We start from the raw sequence: 13,554 nt of genomic DNA, 5'->3' as shown, positions 1-13,554 counted from the left end.
GGATGACGCGACTGTTAACGTTCACATTCTCGCGAGGTCACTGTGCAAAGAAGCACTCGTCCTTCCCGCCTGCCCCTGCGCGCGGTCGCCACGGGCGCCGTCGTCGCACTGCTCGGCAGCCTGGTTCCCCTCCTCCCCGCAAGCGCCTCGGCGGCGCGCCTGCCCGCGACCGCTCCGGAGACCACGATGTCCGTCACCGCCGAGACCACCGCCGGCACCGCGCAGGCGGAGGCCGACGCCGCGGCCGCCGCCCTGGGCGTCGTGCACGCCGACGACGTCCGCGGCCACCTCACCCTGCCGACGTCCGGCCTGCACGGCGCGAGCGTCACGTGGGCGTCGTCCGACCCCGGCGTGGTCGCCGCCGACGGCATCGTCCGCCGTCCGGCGCACGGCGCGGGCGACACGGCGGTCACCCTGACCGCGACCGCCGACGTCGGCGGCGCGACGGCCGTCCGCGAGATTCCGCTGACCGTCCGCGAGCAGCCGGAGGCGGCCCCGTACGAGGGCTACGCGTTCAGCTACTTCACGGGCAACTCGATCGCCGGCGAGAAGATCTACTTCGCGGCGAGCCGGGGCAACGACGCCCTGACCTGGGACGAGGTGAACGACGGGCAGCCGGTGCTGGAGTCGGCCGAGGGCACCCTGGGCCTGCGCGACCCGTTCCTGATCCGGTCGCCCGAGGGCGACCGGTTCTTCCTGATCGCCACCGACCTCTCGATCGGGCGCAACGGCGACTGGGACGCGGCGCAGCGCCACGGCAGCCAGTACCTGGAGGTCTGGGAGTCCACGGACCTGATCACGTGGTCCGAGCAACGGCACGTCAAGGTCTCGCCGGACAACGCCGGCAACACCTGGGCGCCCGAGGCCTACTGGGACGAGACGCTGGGGCAGTACGTCGTGTTCTGGGCCTCGAAGCTGTACGCCGCGGACGACCCGGACCACACCGGCAGCGCGTACAACCGCATGCTCTACGCCACCACGCGGGACTTCGTGACGTTCAGCGAGGCGCAGGTCTGGCAGGACCGCGGCGAGTCGCGGATCGACTCCACGGTGATCCGCGAGAACGACGTGTACTACCGCTTCACCAAGGACGAGGGCGGCGGCGGGACGGGCTGCTCGGACATCATCCAGGAGAAGTCGGCGTCGCTGACCGCCGTCGACCTGCCCGGCGACCCGGCGTGGGAGTTCATGGCCGGGTGCATCGGCCGGGAGGCCGGCACCTCCGCCGTCGAGGGCCCCACGGTCTTCAAGGCGAACCCGGGCGACACGTCCGGCTCGCCGTACTACCTGTTCGTGGACGAGTACGGCGGCCGCGGCTACATCCCGCTCGGCACCGACGACCTCGAGAACCCCGACTGGCAGGTGCCCGCGGACTACGACCTGCCCGCGAGCCCGCGCCACGGCACGGTCATCCCGGTCACCGCGGCGGAGCTCGCGGCGCTGCGCGAGGGCATCGTGGTCCCTGAACCGCCGACGCCGGTCGTGGCCGACGAGAACGGCCTGGTCGCGCACTACGCGCTCGACGAGACCGGCGGCACCGTCGCGGCGGACGGCACCGGCCACGGGTACGACGGCGTCGTCAGCGGCGACGCCACCTGGGCCGACGGTGCGCTGAACCTCGGCGGGACCAACGGCCACGTGCGGCTGCCCGACGACATGATGGCCGGGCTCGACGCCATCACGGTCTCGACGAAGGTCTGGCTGGACCCCGCGCAGGCCACGCCGTACTTCATCTGGGGCCTGGGCAACACCGACGGCGGCGGCGTCGGCAACGGCTACCTGTTCACCACGGGGAACAACTACCGCTCCTCGATCGCGACCGGCAACTGGTCCACCGAGCAGACCGTGGCCTCGGGCGCGGCGCTGCCGCGCGGCGCCTGGAAGACGCTGACCTACACGCTCCAGGACGGCACCGCCCGGCTCTACCTCGACGGCGCGCGGGTGGGCGAGAAGACCGGTGTCACGATCGAGCCCGGCGACATCGGCGACGGCCGGACCACGGCCAACTACATCGGCCGTTCCACCTACACCGCGGACAGGTACCTCAAGGGCAAGGTGCGCGACTTCCGCATCTACGACCGCGCCCTGTCGGCCGACGAGGTGCGGGAGCTCGGGGCGGACCCGACCGCCATCACCGGCGTCGACCTGGACGCGCTGAAGGTCCCGGCCGTCATCGATGCCGCGACGTCGACCGTGACGCTGCCGGTGACGCCCGGCACCGACGTGTCCGCGCTGGAGCCTGCCTTCCAGACCGTGTCCACCTCCACGGTCTCGCCGCAGGTCACGGGGCCGATCGACCTGTCGGCGCCGCGGACGTTCACGGTCACCGCGCAGGACGGCGCCAGCCGCGCCTGGACCGTGCGGGCCGTCGAGATGCGCTCGCCGGTGCTGCCGGGGCTGTACGCCGACCCGAACATCGCGCACTTCGGCGACAGCTACTACCTCTATGCGACGTCGGACGGCGTCGCGGGCTGGGGCGGCAAGGACTTCTACGTCTGGACGTCGAAGGACCTCGTGGACTGGGAGCGCTCGGCGGACCCGATCCTCACCCTGGACGGCGCGAACGGCGACGTGCCGTGGGCCACGGGCAACGCGTGGGCGCCCACGATCATCGAGCGGGGCGGGAAGTACTACTTCTACTTTTCCGGCCACAACGCGACCCACAACCGCAAGACGATCGGCGTCGCCGTCGCCGACAGCCCCGAGGGTCCCTTCGTCGCGCAGCCGACGGCGATGATCCTCAACAACGAGGCCATCACGTCCGGGCAGGCGATCGACCCCGCTGCTTTCCAGGACCCGGAGACCGGCAGGTACTACCTGTTCTGGGGCAACGGCGGGCCGTCGAACGGCCCGGTGTACGCCGAGCTGAGCGACGACATGCTCTCCGTCAAGCAGGACACGCTCGCGCGGATCGGCGGGCTGACCAGCTTCCGTGAGGGCACGTTCCTCAACTACCGCGACGGGCTGTACCACCTGACCTACTCGATCGACGACACCGGCTCCGCCGACTACCGCGTCGGCTACGCCACCGCCACCAGCGTCGACGGGCCGTGGACCTACCGCGGCGTCATCCTGGAGAAGGACCCCGCCCAGGGGATCCTCGCCACCGGGCACAGCTCGATCGTCCAGGTGCCCGGCACCGACGAGTGGTACATCGCCTACCACCGGTTCGCGATGCCCGGCGGCGACGGGACGCACCGCGAGACCACGATCGACCGGCTCACGTTCGGCGCCGACGGCCTCATGCAGAAGGTCACGCCCACGCTGACGAGCGTGGACCCGCTGCCCTACGGCGGGGTCCAGCCGCAGGCCCAGCGGCCGCCGAAGGTGAACGGCCGGGCCGCGGTCGGCTCGATGCTCATCGCGACGTCCGGGCAGTGGGACCAGCGGCGGTTCGTGCTCGCCTACCAGTGGCTGCGGGACGGCGTGGCGGTCGCCGGGGCGGAGGGCCGGACGTACCGGCTCACCGCCGCCGACGTCGGGCACCGCCTGACCGTGCGGGTGACGGCGGCGACGCCGGGCGCCCTGCCGGGTGTGGCGGTCTCCGCCCCGACCCCCACGATCAAGGCCCGTCCGGCCGCCTGTCGAACCCGCACCCCCGTTTAGCCGCCGATCGCTGAGTGCTGGATATTCGCCCTTTTCGGGGGCTCTGGAGGGCGAATGCCCAGCACTCAGCGGGGGGAGGGGGAGGGTAGAGTTGCAGGCTGTCCGGAAGCGGTAGATGCGGGAGATGGGGATGGCGTTGGTGCAGCACGAACTGAATGGTGGAGCCCGATGACCGTCCTGACCTCCGACACCCGGCCGGTCGGGACCGAGGCGGCACGTCGCCGCAGCATCGCGGTCATTTCCCACCCCGACGCCGGCAAGTCGACCCTCACCGAGGCCCTCGCGCTGCACGCCCACGCGATCGACGAGGCCGGGGCGGTGCACGGCAAGGGGAACCGCGCCGGAGTCGTCTCCGACTGGCTCGAGATGGAGCAGAAGCGTGGGATCTCCATCACGTCCGCGGCCCTGCAGTTCGCGTACGGCGACGTGGTGATCAACCTCCTGGACACCCCCGGCCACGCCGACTTCTCCGAGGACACGTACCGCGTGCTGACCGCGGTGGACGCCGCCGTCATGCTGCTCGACTCCGCCAAGGGCCTGGAGCCGCAGACGCTCAAGCTGTTCGAGGTGTGCCGTCGCCGCGGCGTGCCGGTCATCACGTTCGTCAACAAGTGGGACCGCCCCGGCCGCGAGGCCCTGGAGCTGTGCGACGAGCTGGAGGAGCGCATCAACCTGCGCCCGACGCCGCTGAGCTGGCCCATCGGCGAGGCGGGCCGGTTCCTCGGGCTGCTCGACCGCGCCAGCGGCGAGGTGCGCACCTACCGGCGCGCGCCCGGCGGCGCGTCGATCGCCGAGGAGGAGCTGCTGACGCCGCAGGCCGCGGCCGACACCCTGGGCGACGACCACACCGAGGCCGTCGAGAGCGTGCAGCTGCTCGACGAGCTCGACCGCGACTCGTTCCTCGCCGGCACCACGACGCCGATGCTGTTCGGCGCGGCGCTGGCCAACATCGGCGTCCGCCAGCTCCTCGACGCCGTCGTGGAGCTCGCACCGGCGCCCGGCTCGCGGCCCGACGTCGACGGCGCCGCCCGCGACGTGGACCAGGCGTTCAGCGGCTTCGTGTTCAAGATGCAGGCCGGGATGGACCCGAACCACCGCGACCACGTGGCCTTCATCCGCGTGTGCTCGGGCCGGTTCGAGCGCGGCATGGTCGTGACGCACGAGCGCACGGGCCGGCCGTTCGCCACGAAGTACGCCCTGTCGGTCTTCGGCCGCGAGCGTTCGACGGTCGAGGACGCCTACCCCGGCGACGTCGTGGGCCTGGTCAACGCCAGCACGCTCGCCGTGGGCGACACCGTGTTCGACGCCGCGGGCCCGCACGTGCGCTTCCCACCGATGCCGGTGTTCGCGCCCGAGCACTTCGCGGCCGCGCGCTCGGCCGACCCGGGCCGCTCCAAGCAGTTCCGCAAGGGCATCTCGCAGCTCGAGCAGGAGGGCGTGGTCCAGGTCCTGGTGTCCGAGGCGCGCGGCGACGGCAACCCGATCCTCGGTGCCGTCGGCCCGCTCCAGTTCGAGGTCGCGACCTTCCGCATGGAGCACGAGTTCTCGGCGCCCATCCGCACGGAGCAGCTCGGTCTGTCGCTGGCCCGCGAGGCCGCGCCGGAGCACATCGACACGATCGCCGCCTACCCGGGCGTGGAGGTCGTGCGCCGCGGCGACGGCACCCCGCTCGTGCTGCTGCGCGACGTCTGGCACGCCCGGGCCTTCGAGCGTGCCCACCCGGACGTGCCGCTGATCCCGCTGGTCGCCAGCGGCGTCTGACGACGGAGATCATCCCCCCGGACGTGCCGTGCGGGGGGAGCCGTCCGCGCGCGAACCTCGCGGCGCAATGCGACGATCGGCATGTTCAGCGCTAGGCGACCGAGGGTGCGGCCATGGACGCACAGGGCAAGAGGCCGCTGGCCACGCTCGTGGGACTGCCCGCGGTGGTCGGCGTGGCGGCGGCGGTGCTGGCTACGGCCTTCACCTCGCTGGTCCACGGCGGTGAGTGGCTGTTCTGGACGTGGCTCCCGGACACCCTGGGGCTGGCCGGCGTGCCGTGGTGGTGGGTCCTCCTCCTGCTGGTGATCGGCGCCGCCGGCGTCGCGGCGGCGACCCGCCTGCCGGGGCACGGCGGCCACCACCCGCTGGACGGCTTCGCCTTCGACATCACGGCGCGCGAGCTGCCGTCGACGCTCCTCGCCGCGGCGTCCTCCCTGGTGTTCGGCGTGGTGCTCGGTCCGGAGGCCCCGCTGCTCGCGATCGGTACCAGCCTCGGGTTCGCCGTGCACCGCCGGCTCGGTACCGATGCGTCACGCGTGCTCGTGATGGCGGCCGCCGCGGCAGCGCTCGGCGTCGTCCTGGGCAACCCCGTCGTCACCATGCTGCTCGTGCTGGAGGCGATGTTCCTCTCCTCCCGTCCGCGCCCGGAGCAGCCCCTGTACCAGGTGGTCCCGATCCTCGCTGCCCTGGGCTCGGGCTACGTGGTGCGCATCGGCATCGACGACTGGCCGGGCACCCACGTGCCCGAGCTGTCCCTGGGCGACATCGGCTCGTACCCGGACCTGCAGGTGGTCGACCTGGTGGGCGGGGTCGTGGTGGCCCTGGTGGCGGGCGGCCTGGTCATCGCGGCCATGCGCGCAGGCGGCGTCGCGCGGCGGCTGGCGGCCCGGCGACCGTTCGTGGCGCTCCTCGTCGGAGCCCTGACGATCGGCGGGCTCGCGGTGCTCACCCGGGCGGCCACGGGGGTGGACGTGAGCACCGTGCTGTTCTCCGGGCAGCAGTCCCTGTCCACGGTGACGGCGTCGACCGCGGCGGGGACGCTGGTCGCCGTCGCCGTCGTGAAGTCCGCGGCCTACTCCGTGAGCCTCGGCACGGGGTTCCACGGCGGGACCATCTTCCCGTCGGTGTTCATCGGGGCGACGGTCGGCGCGGCGGGCGCTCTGCTGGTGCCCGGGACGGCGCTGGCGCCGCAGCTGGCCTGCGGCATCGCCGCCGGCGTGGCGGCCGCGGCGGGGATGCCGGTCACGGCCCTCGTCCTCGCCCTCCTGCTGTGCGTGAGCGCGGGTCCCGCCGTCACCGTCCCCGCGATCCTCGGGGCGCTCGTGGGCACGCTGCTCAAGGGGCTGCTCAACGCCCGCCGGCCCGCCACGGTCGAGTCGTGAACGTCTACGCGCCGCTCGTGCCCGTGTTCGTGGTGGCCCTGCTCGCGCCACTGCTGACCGGGCTGATGCCGGTGCGGGCGCGGCTGCCCCAGGTGGTGCTGCTCCTGCTGGGCGGCGTGGTCATCGGGCCGGCGATGCTCGGGCTCGCCGGGCCCGACGACGTCACGCTCCTGTCCGACCTCGGGATGGGCTTCCTCTTCCTGCTCGCGGGCTACGAGCTGCAGCCGAGCCACCTGCGCGAGCGGCTCGGCCGCCGCGCCGGCGCGGCGTGGTTCACCTCGCTGCTGCTCGCGGCGGTCGTGGTCCTCGTGCTCATCCGGCCAGGCAAGGAGGAGGCGCTGGCGGCCGGCGCGATCGCGCTGACGACCACCGCGCTCGGCGTGGTGCTCCCGGTCCTGCGGGACGGCGGACGGCTCGACACCCCGTTCGGCCGGGCCGTCCTCGTGGTCGGCGCGTACGGCGAGCTGGGGCCCATCGTCGCGATGGCGCTGTTGCTCGGGACCCGCGGCTCGGGGGCCGCCGCCGTGCTGCTGGTGCTGTTCGCCGTCCTGGCGGTGGCCGTGGCCCTGGTGCCGGGCTCCCGGGCGCCGGTGGCCGTGCGGCTTCTCCGGGACTCCGAGCACGGCACCGGGCAGAGCACGCTGCGGCTCACGGTGCTGCTGCTCGTGAGCCTGCTCGCGATCGCCTCGGCGTTCGGGTTCGACGCGGTGCTCGGCGCGTTCGTGGGCGGCATGGTGCTGCGGCGGTGGGCGCCCGGCGACGTCGAGCGCCTGGAGAAGAAGCTCGACGCCGTGGCGTTCGGGGTCTTCATCCCGGTGTTCTTCGTGAGCTCGGGCATGGCGCTGGACGTGGCCTCCATCCTCGCCGCACCCACCCTGCCCCTGGTGCTGTTCGCCCTGATGGTGCTGGTCCGCGGCGGCCCGGTGCTGCTGTGGCTGCGCCGGGAGCTGCCCACCGGGGAACGGGTCCAGGCCGCGCTCTACTCCGCGACCGCCCTCCCGCTGCTGGTCGCGCTGACGGGGATCGCGGTGGAGCGCGGCATCATGTCCACACAGACGGGGGCGGCGCTCGTCGGCGCGGGCGTGCTCTCGGTGATCGTGCTGCCCCTGGTGGCCGGCCGGATCCCTGCGCGCGGGCCCACGCCTCCGGGTGGCTTGCCGCTCACGGGTGGGTCGCCGTGACCTCGATGACCTGGTCGAGCCGGTCCAGGGCGGTCTGCAGCTCGTCGATCCGCAGCCGGATCCGGTCGCGCTCGGCGTGCAGCATGGTGCGCTGCTCGGCGTCCGTGTGCCCGGACTCGATGCACGGCAGCAGCTCCGCGATGTTGCGGCTGGTCAGGCCGGCGGCGTACATCTGCTGGAAGAAGCGCACGCGTTCCACCGTCGCGGGCGGGTAGAGGCGCTGACCCGACGGGCTGCGCTCCGCGGTGAGCAGCCCCTGCTGCTCGTAGTAGCGCACGGCGCGCACCGAGACGCCGGCGCCCCGGGCCACCTCGCCGATGCGGATCAGCGGCTCCGTGCCTACCTCGGCCGCTGCCTCGGTGACCGTCATCACAGCTCCTTCCGGCCGGTTTCGGGACTCCATGCTTGACCCTGACGTCAGCGTCAGGTTTTAGCGTACCGGACATGGACATCAACAACTCAGTCGCCCTCGTCACCGGAGCCAACCGCGGGCTCGGCCGCGCCTTCGCCCAGCGGCTCCTCGACCGGGGTGCGCGCAAGGTCTACGCCACGGCCCGGCGGCCGGAGTCGGTGGACCTGCCCGGCGTGGAGGTGCTGGCCCTCGACGTCACCGACCCCGCGTCCGTGCGCGCCGCCGCCGAGGCGGCCTCCGACGTCACCCTCCTGGTCAACAACGCCGGCATCACCACGGGCACCAGCCTCGTGACCGGCCCGCTCGACGGCGTCCGGCACGAGCTGGAGACCAACCTGTTCGGCAGCCTGACGATGATCCGGGAGCTCGCCCCGGCGCTCGCCGCGAACGGCGGCGGCGCCGTCGTCAACGTGCTCTCCGCCATGTCGTGGTTCGGGGTCGACGGCGCGAACGCGTACCACCTGAGCAAGGCCGCGGCCTGGGCCATGACCAACGGCGTGCGCCTGGAGCTGGCCGGGCAGGGCACGCTCGTGACCGCCGTCCACCTCGGCCTGGCCGACACGGACATGTCGGCGGGCTGGGCCGTGGACAAGATCGCGCCGTCGGCCCTGGCGGACGCCGCGCTCGACGGCGTCGAGGCGGGCTCGGCCGAGGTGCTCGCCGACCAGTGGACCCGGGACGTCAAGGCCCGGCTGCAGCTGACGCCGGAGGAGCGGGACGCCGCTACCGCGCGGGGCCTGGCGGCGATGGCGGCGGGCTGAGCTCCGGCCCGGGCTCCGGCCGGCGGGCCGCGACCCGCTCGATGACACCCCGGTTGAACCGGTCGTGCCGCTCGACCCGCAGCCCGGCGGCCTCGACGTGCAGCAGCGGACGGCGCCGGAAGTGCTCGTTCTGGAACCGCACGCTGTACAGCTCCGCGACGGCCTGGAGCGCCCGCAGCGGTGCCGAGGTGCTGACCACGTGGTCGGCCAGGAGCAGCAGGCCGCCGGGCCGCAGCACGCGCACCATCTCGTCCACGGCGCCGCGGTCGTCGGGTACGGCGCACAGCCCGAACGTGCAGACCACGGTGTCGAACGAGGCGTCGTCGAACTCCAGCCGCTGGGCGTCGCCGACCCGCAGGTCGACCGCGCGGCCCAGCTCGGCGGCGTGCCGGCGGGCCCGGTCCAGCATGGCGGGGCTCAGGTCCATCCCGGTCAGGGCGGCGTGCGCGGGGTAGAGGCCCAGGTTGAGGCCCGTGCCGACGGCGACCTCCAGCACCTGGCCGGTGGCCTGCCGGCACACCCAGTCCCGGGTGTCGCCGAACATCCGCTCGGCGCCGTTCATCTTGCGGTCGTAGCCCGCCGCCTGCCGGTCCCAGTGCCGGCGGATCCGGTCCGGTCCGGGTGATCTGACCATGGCACCTCGCTCGGTGGTCGTCGCGCGTCGTTGTCACACGGTGGCCGGGAAACGACTCGGGCGGTGTTGCGGGGGAGTCGACATCGTCCACTCTCCGCAACACCGCCCGGTCGCGCGACCTGGGTTCAGCCGACCCGCAGGAAGGTCGGGTTGGACTGCCAGATGCTGGTGTACCGCACGCTCTTGCCGGGGACCGGCGCCTCGATCTGCATGCCGTTGCCCGCGTAGATCGCGATGTGCCCCGGGGTCCAGATCAGGTCGCCCGCCTGGGCCTCGGCCCACGACACCGGCGTGCCGGCGTACAGCTGCTGGGACGAGGTGCGCGGCAGGTCGATGCCCACCTGGGCGAACACGTAGGACGTGAAACCGGAGCAGTCGAACCCGCTCGGGGTGGTGCCGCCCCACACGTACGGGACGCCCAGGTACCGCATCGCGATGGAGACCACCGACGCGCCCCGCTCCTTCGCGGCCCGCTCTGCCTCCTCGGCCTCGATCTGCGCCTGGTACTCGGCGTTCTCCGTCGCGGACACCACCGTGACCGCCGACTTCTCGAGCGTCAGCTGCGCGTCCGCGGCGACGGTGATCATCGGCGAGGCAGAGACCGACTCCCGGGCCTGGGCGGTCAGCGCGTTGAGGTCCGCGGTGTTCAGCGCGCCCTGGACGGGCTGGCCCTGCAGCGCCGTCGTCGCAGGTGCCGCCTGGGCCGGGGTGGCGATGAGCGACAGCAGCACGCCACCGCCTGCCGCCGCGACGACCGCTCCGCGTCCGGCGAACGAGCTGACCTGCTCGCCCGCGGCGCGCGCGACGCCGGCCAGGGGGCGGTGCGCCGCCCGGTGCCGGCCGCGTGCACGGGGGAGTGCGGCCGGTTCGAGGTTGGGATCCATGAAGGCTGGGACCTTTCTGGTTCGGAGAGGGAAGCGCACACGCGGCGTCGTGGTGGGCCGAGCCGAGGTGCGCCCACACTAGCGCCTCCTCCGGCGGTGCGGGACCCACCTGGCGTGATCTCCTCGTGATCTTTTGTTTCCGCCGGGTGCGGGACGTGCACCGGCGCCCGTCCCGCACCCGTCTCGCCTACTGCGGGACGCTCCAGACCTGGGTCCAGAGCCCGTTGCAGTCGTAGATCTGCAGGTCGGTCCCGTCGGCCCGTGCGTCCCACTGCTGCGCCCCGGGGTTCGGCAGTTTGCATCGAGGTCGGCACAGGCCTGGGCCGACCTCGATGCAAACTGCCGAGTCTGCGATGCAAACTGCCGAGTCTGCGATGCAAACTGCCGAGCTGACGTCGCCGCCGGCTCCATGGGCGGAGAGCGGACTCCCGGCTCAGCCCCCGGCCGTGACCGTCGTGCTCTCGCGGACCAGCAGGGTGTGCGGCGCCGTGACCTCGACCGCCGGGGTGTCCGGGTCGTCGATGCGCTCGGTGATCCGGCCCACCGCCTGCCGGGCGATGAACGGGGGGTCGAGGGAGACGGTCCACAGGCTGGGGTGCGTGTACTTGCCCTCCTCGATGTCGTCGACGCCGATCGCCGCGATGCGGGTGCGGCCGCTCGCGGTGGGGTGGGCCGTCGCGTCGTGGGCGGCCTGTACGTTGTCACTACTACGACGAGGACCCCGCCGCCTGGGCCGCGAACGTCGCGGCGCTCGCGGACGGCACGGGCGAGGACTTCCCGGTCCGGCTCGCGGCCGTTCCTCTCGACGGCGACGACGACGGCGAGCCGGACGGCCTCGCGTCGGAGACCGTCGAGGCCAAGCCGTTCGTGCTCAGCCCGGCCGTCCGGGTGACGGTTCCGCCGCCCGGCCCGGTGTCGTCGGCCCGCCTGCACCTGTGGCTCGTGGACGACGACGGGGCCGTGCGGGCGCGGACCTTCGTGGACGTGGCCCCGATCGAGGAGCCCAACCGGCGGGGAGAACGCTGGGCGTGACCTGGTTCGGCCCGGCGTCGTACGGCCGGGTCTGACCCGGCGTCGTACGGCCGGGTCAGGCCCGGCCCGGGCCTTGCCGTCAGCCGTTTCGTACCGCGGCCAGCGCGTGGATGTCGATCTTCGTCATGCCGTGCACCGCGTCGAGCACGCGGGCCGCGGCCTCCGGGCCCGCACCGTCGAGCAGGTCGGCCAGGGCCGTCGGCATCACCTGCCAGGAGACGCCGAAGCGGTCGGTCAGCGAGCCGCCCGGACCCTCCGTGCCGCCGTCGGCGAGGGCCGCCCACACGCGGTCGATCTCCGCCTGCGTGGTGCAGTCGACGTAGAGCGACATGGCGGGCGTGAAGGCGAACCGTGGCCCGCCGTCGTAGGCCACGTAGCGCTGCCCGGCCAGCTCGAAGGTGACCGTCGTGACCCGGCCGTCCGGCGTGCGGTCCGTGCCGAGGATGCGGGAGCCGTCGAAGATCCCGGTGTAGTGCTGCGCCGCCTCCTGGGCCTGTCCGTCGAACCAGAGGAATGTGCTGACCTGCATGTGTGCTCTCCTTCGTGGCGGTGACCAGTGGCGGTGACCGGGGGTGTCAGCGGTGCGCCAGGGCGGCGTAGTCCTGGAGCTCGACCGTGCCGGCCACCCGTTCCATGCCCCGGCCCACCAGGGCGCGCGGCAGGTAGGGCAGCACCCGGACCGTCAGGTTGCGCATGCGGAGCTGGGCCCGCGTGTCCGGCATCAGGCCGTTGTCGCCGGACCGGCGGGCGAACTCCTGGGCACGGTCGACGAACGGGCGCATCTGGTGCGCGTACGAGGGGTAGGCGCGTGTGTGGTCGCCCTCGGCGGCGGCGAGCTCGCCGGCCAGGACGTACGCCCCGACGAGCGCGAGGCTGGTCCCGATGCCGGACAGGGGTGACGCGCAGTAGCCCGCGTCGCCGAGCAGCACCGTCCTGCCGCGCGACCAGCCGTCCACCTGGACCTGCTGCACGCGGTCGAAGTAGAAGTCGGACGCGTCGCCGATGGTCGACAGCAGCTGTGGGATCTCCCAGCCGTCGCCCGCGAAGGCGCGTGTCACGATCCGCTTCTGCTCGTCGACGTCGCGCCGGTCGTACCGCAGCGGAGCCGAGCGCAGGAAGAACCCGGCCAGCCCGGTGCCCGGCTCGGTCCGCGGGTAGATGCCGGCCGTCCGCCCGGGGCGCCCGTCGCCGGCGGGCATCGTGTACATGAGCTGCCAGCCGTCGTGCGCCAGCGTGGTCGTGGTGGAGTAGAGCGACACGTAGCAGCCGAGGTCGCGGAGGTACCGCTCGTCGGGGCCGAACGCCAGCCGGCGCACGGTCGACCGCACGCCGTCGGCACCGACGAGCAGGTCGAACCGCCGGGACGTCCCGCTCTCGAACCGGACGTCCACCCCGGTGTCGTCCTGCTCGGCCGTCACGATCGAGTCGCCGAAGAGGTACTCGACGCCGTCCCGCGTCGCCTCGTGGAGGATGCGGGCGAGGTCGGTGCGCAGGATCGCCAGCTCCGCGACGGGGCCGCCCGAGTCGCCGAAGACGTCGGTGCCCAGCGTCGCGACGCGCCTGTTGTCCTGGTCCACGAACGCCATCCCGCGCGCCCCGGTGTGCGCCGCGCGCACGGCGGGCACGATCCCGGTCCGTGCCGCCACGTCGCGGGCGGTGCCCCGGATGTCGACGGCGTGCCCGCCCGTCCGGGGCGCGGGTGCCCATTCGACCACGGTCACGTCGAAGCCGTACCGGTGGAGCCAGTACGCGAGTGTCGGTCCGCCGATCCCGGCGCCGGAGATGAGGACGCTCCGGTTCTTCATGAGTGCTCCCTGGGGTGGCTGTCCGCCGCGCGATGCGTACGGCGTATCGGATTCTCGGGCATCACCCACGCTAGCGATGGGTCGGGCCCGACAGCA

The 13,554-nt window shown here is 73.2% G+C and carries 12 protein-coding genes; 6 read left to right on the top strand and 6 right to left on the bottom strand.

The annotated features are described in order from the left end of the window. The first annotated feature begins 42 nt into the window (after positions 1–42). From ACIPN7_RS08685 to ACIPN7_RS08670, 4 genes are all read left to right on the top strand, one after another. Positions 43–3,606 carry a family 43 glycosylhydrolase gene (locus tag ACIPN7_RS08685; RefSeq protein ID WP_400540072.1) on the top strand — a complete coding sequence of 1,188 codons (3,564 nt, stop codon included), beginning with the start codon at positions 43–45 and terminating at the stop codon, positions 3,604–3,606. 168 nt (positions 3,607–3,774) lie between these two features. Continuing rightward, positions 3,775–5,367: a peptide chain release factor 3 gene (locus ACIPN7_RS08680; RefSeq protein WP_400540070.1), complete on the top strand. Its 1,593-nt coding sequence runs from the start codon at positions 3,775–3,777 to the stop codon at positions 5,365–5,367. A gap of 113 nt (positions 5,368–5,480) precedes the next feature. Beyond that, positions 5,481–6,749 carry a chloride channel protein gene (locus ACIPN7_RS08675; RefSeq protein WP_400540068.1) on the top strand — a complete coding sequence of 423 codons (1,269 nt, stop codon included), beginning with the start codon at positions 5,481–5,483 and terminating at the stop codon, positions 6,747–6,749. Next, positions 6,746–7,930, top strand: coding sequence for a cation:proton antiporter (locus ACIPN7_RS08670; protein WP_400540067.1), 1,185 nt, complete (start codon positions 6,746–6,748; stop codon positions 7,928–7,930). Before ACIPN7_RS08675 ends, ACIPN7_RS08670 begins: the two co-directional genes overlap by 4 nt. Here the strand turns inward: ACIPN7_RS08670 and ACIPN7_RS08665 are convergent. Next, positions 7,911–8,300 carry a MerR family transcriptional regulator gene (locus tag ACIPN7_RS08665; RefSeq protein ID WP_400540065.1) on the bottom strand — a complete coding sequence of 130 codons (390 nt, stop codon included), beginning with the start codon at positions 8,298–8,300 and terminating at the stop codon, positions 7,911–7,913. The genes ACIPN7_RS08670 and ACIPN7_RS08665 overlap by 20 nt on opposite strands. A gap of 74 nt (positions 8,301–8,374) precedes the next feature. On the opposite strand from ACIPN7_RS08665, the gene ACIPN7_RS08660 reads away from it, so the two are divergent. Further along, positions 8,375–9,103 carry an SDR family oxidoreductase gene (locus ACIPN7_RS08660; protein WP_400540063.1) on the top strand — a complete coding sequence of 243 codons (729 nt, stop codon included), beginning with the start codon at positions 8,375–8,377 and terminating at the stop codon, positions 9,101–9,103. Here ACIPN7_RS08660 and ACIPN7_RS08655 read toward each other — a convergent pair. The 3 genes from ACIPN7_RS08655 to ACIPN7_RS08645 form a co-directional block, all read right to left on the bottom strand. Further along, positions 9,066–9,737 carry a class I SAM-dependent methyltransferase gene (locus ACIPN7_RS08655; protein ID WP_400540061.1) on the bottom strand — a complete coding sequence of 224 codons (672 nt, stop codon included), beginning with the start codon at positions 9,735–9,737 and terminating at the stop codon, positions 9,066–9,068. The genes ACIPN7_RS08660 and ACIPN7_RS08655 overlap by 38 nt on opposite strands. A 125-nt stretch (positions 9,738–9,862) precedes the next feature. After that, complete coding sequence (locus ACIPN7_RS08650; RefSeq protein ID WP_400540059.1) at positions 9,863–10,621, bottom strand: C40 family peptidase; 759 nt, start codon at positions 10,619–10,621, stop codon at positions 9,863–9,865. A 433-nt stretch (positions 10,622–11,054) separates the two neighbouring features. Continuing rightward, positions 11,055–11,255 (bottom strand): substrate-binding domain-containing protein, encoded by a 201-nt coding sequence (locus ACIPN7_RS08645; protein ID WP_400540414.1) that lies wholly within the window; start codon positions 11,253–11,255, stop codon positions 11,055–11,057. 233 nt (positions 11,256–11,488) lie between these two features. Between ACIPN7_RS08645 and ACIPN7_RS08640 the strand changes: the two genes are divergently transcribed. After that, the gene (locus ACIPN7_RS08640) at positions 11,489–11,653 is read left to right on the top strand and encodes a hypothetical protein (protein ID WP_400540057.1); all 165 of its coding nucleotides are present in this window, start codon (positions 11,489–11,491) and stop codon (positions 11,651–11,653) included. A 79-nt stretch (positions 11,654–11,732) separates the two neighbouring features. Here the strand turns inward: ACIPN7_RS08640 and ACIPN7_RS08635 are convergent, their stop codons facing one another. Continuing rightward, on the bottom strand, positions 11,733–12,182 hold the full coding sequence (locus ACIPN7_RS08635; RefSeq protein ID WP_400540055.1) for a VOC family protein: 450 nt from the start codon (positions 12,180–12,182) through the stop codon (positions 11,733–11,735). A gap of 46 nt (positions 12,183–12,228) precedes the next feature. Further along, positions 12,229–13,458 (bottom strand): FAD-dependent monooxygenase, encoded by a 1,230-nt coding sequence (locus ACIPN7_RS08630; protein WP_400540053.1) that lies wholly within the window; start codon positions 13,456–13,458, stop codon positions 12,229–12,231. Positions 13,459–13,554 lie beyond the last annotated feature (96 nt).

The organism is Promicromonospora sp. NPDC090134, assembly GCF_044746965.1.
In the GTDB taxonomy this organism is placed as follows: Bacteria; Actinomycetota; Actinomycetes; order Actinomycetales; family Cellulomonadaceae; genus Promicromonospora.
This window is presented reverse-complemented; position numbering and strand designations above follow the sequence as displayed.

What these genes read in the sequence shown, in the direction of transcription:
- ACIPN7_RS08680 (WP_400540070.1), top strand. Translation starts at nt 3,775, where the DNA reads ATGACCGTCCTGACCTCCGACACCCGGCCGGTCGGGACCGAGGCGGCA.
- ACIPN7_RS08660 (WP_400540063.1), top strand. Translation starts at nt 8,375, where the DNA reads ATGGACATCAACAACTCAGTCGCCCTCGTCACCGGAGCCAACCGCGGG.
- ACIPN7_RS08655 (WP_400540061.1), bottom strand. Translation starts at nt 9,737, where the DNA reads ATGGTCAGATCACCCGGACCGGACCGGATCCGCCGGCACTGGGACCGG.
- ACIPN7_RS08675 (WP_400540068.1), top strand. Translation starts at nt 5,481, where the DNA reads ATGGACGCACAGGGCAAGAGGCCGCTGGCCACGCTCGTGGGACTGCCC.
- ACIPN7_RS08650 (WP_400540059.1), bottom strand. Translation starts at nt 10,621, where the DNA reads ATGGATCCCAACCTCGAACCGGCCGCACTCCCCCGTGCACGCGGCCGG.
- ACIPN7_RS08665 (WP_400540065.1), bottom strand. Translation starts at nt 8,300, where the DNA reads ATGACGGTCACCGAGGCAGCGGCCGAGGTAGGCACGGAGCCGCTGATC.
- ACIPN7_RS08630 (WP_400540053.1), bottom strand. Translation starts at nt 13,458, where the DNA reads ATGAAGAACCGGAGCGTCCTCATCTCCGGCGCCGGGATCGGCGGACCG.
- ACIPN7_RS08635 (WP_400540055.1), bottom strand. Translation starts at nt 12,182, where the DNA reads ATGCAGGTCAGCACATTCCTCTGGTTCGACGGACAGGCCCAGGAGGCG.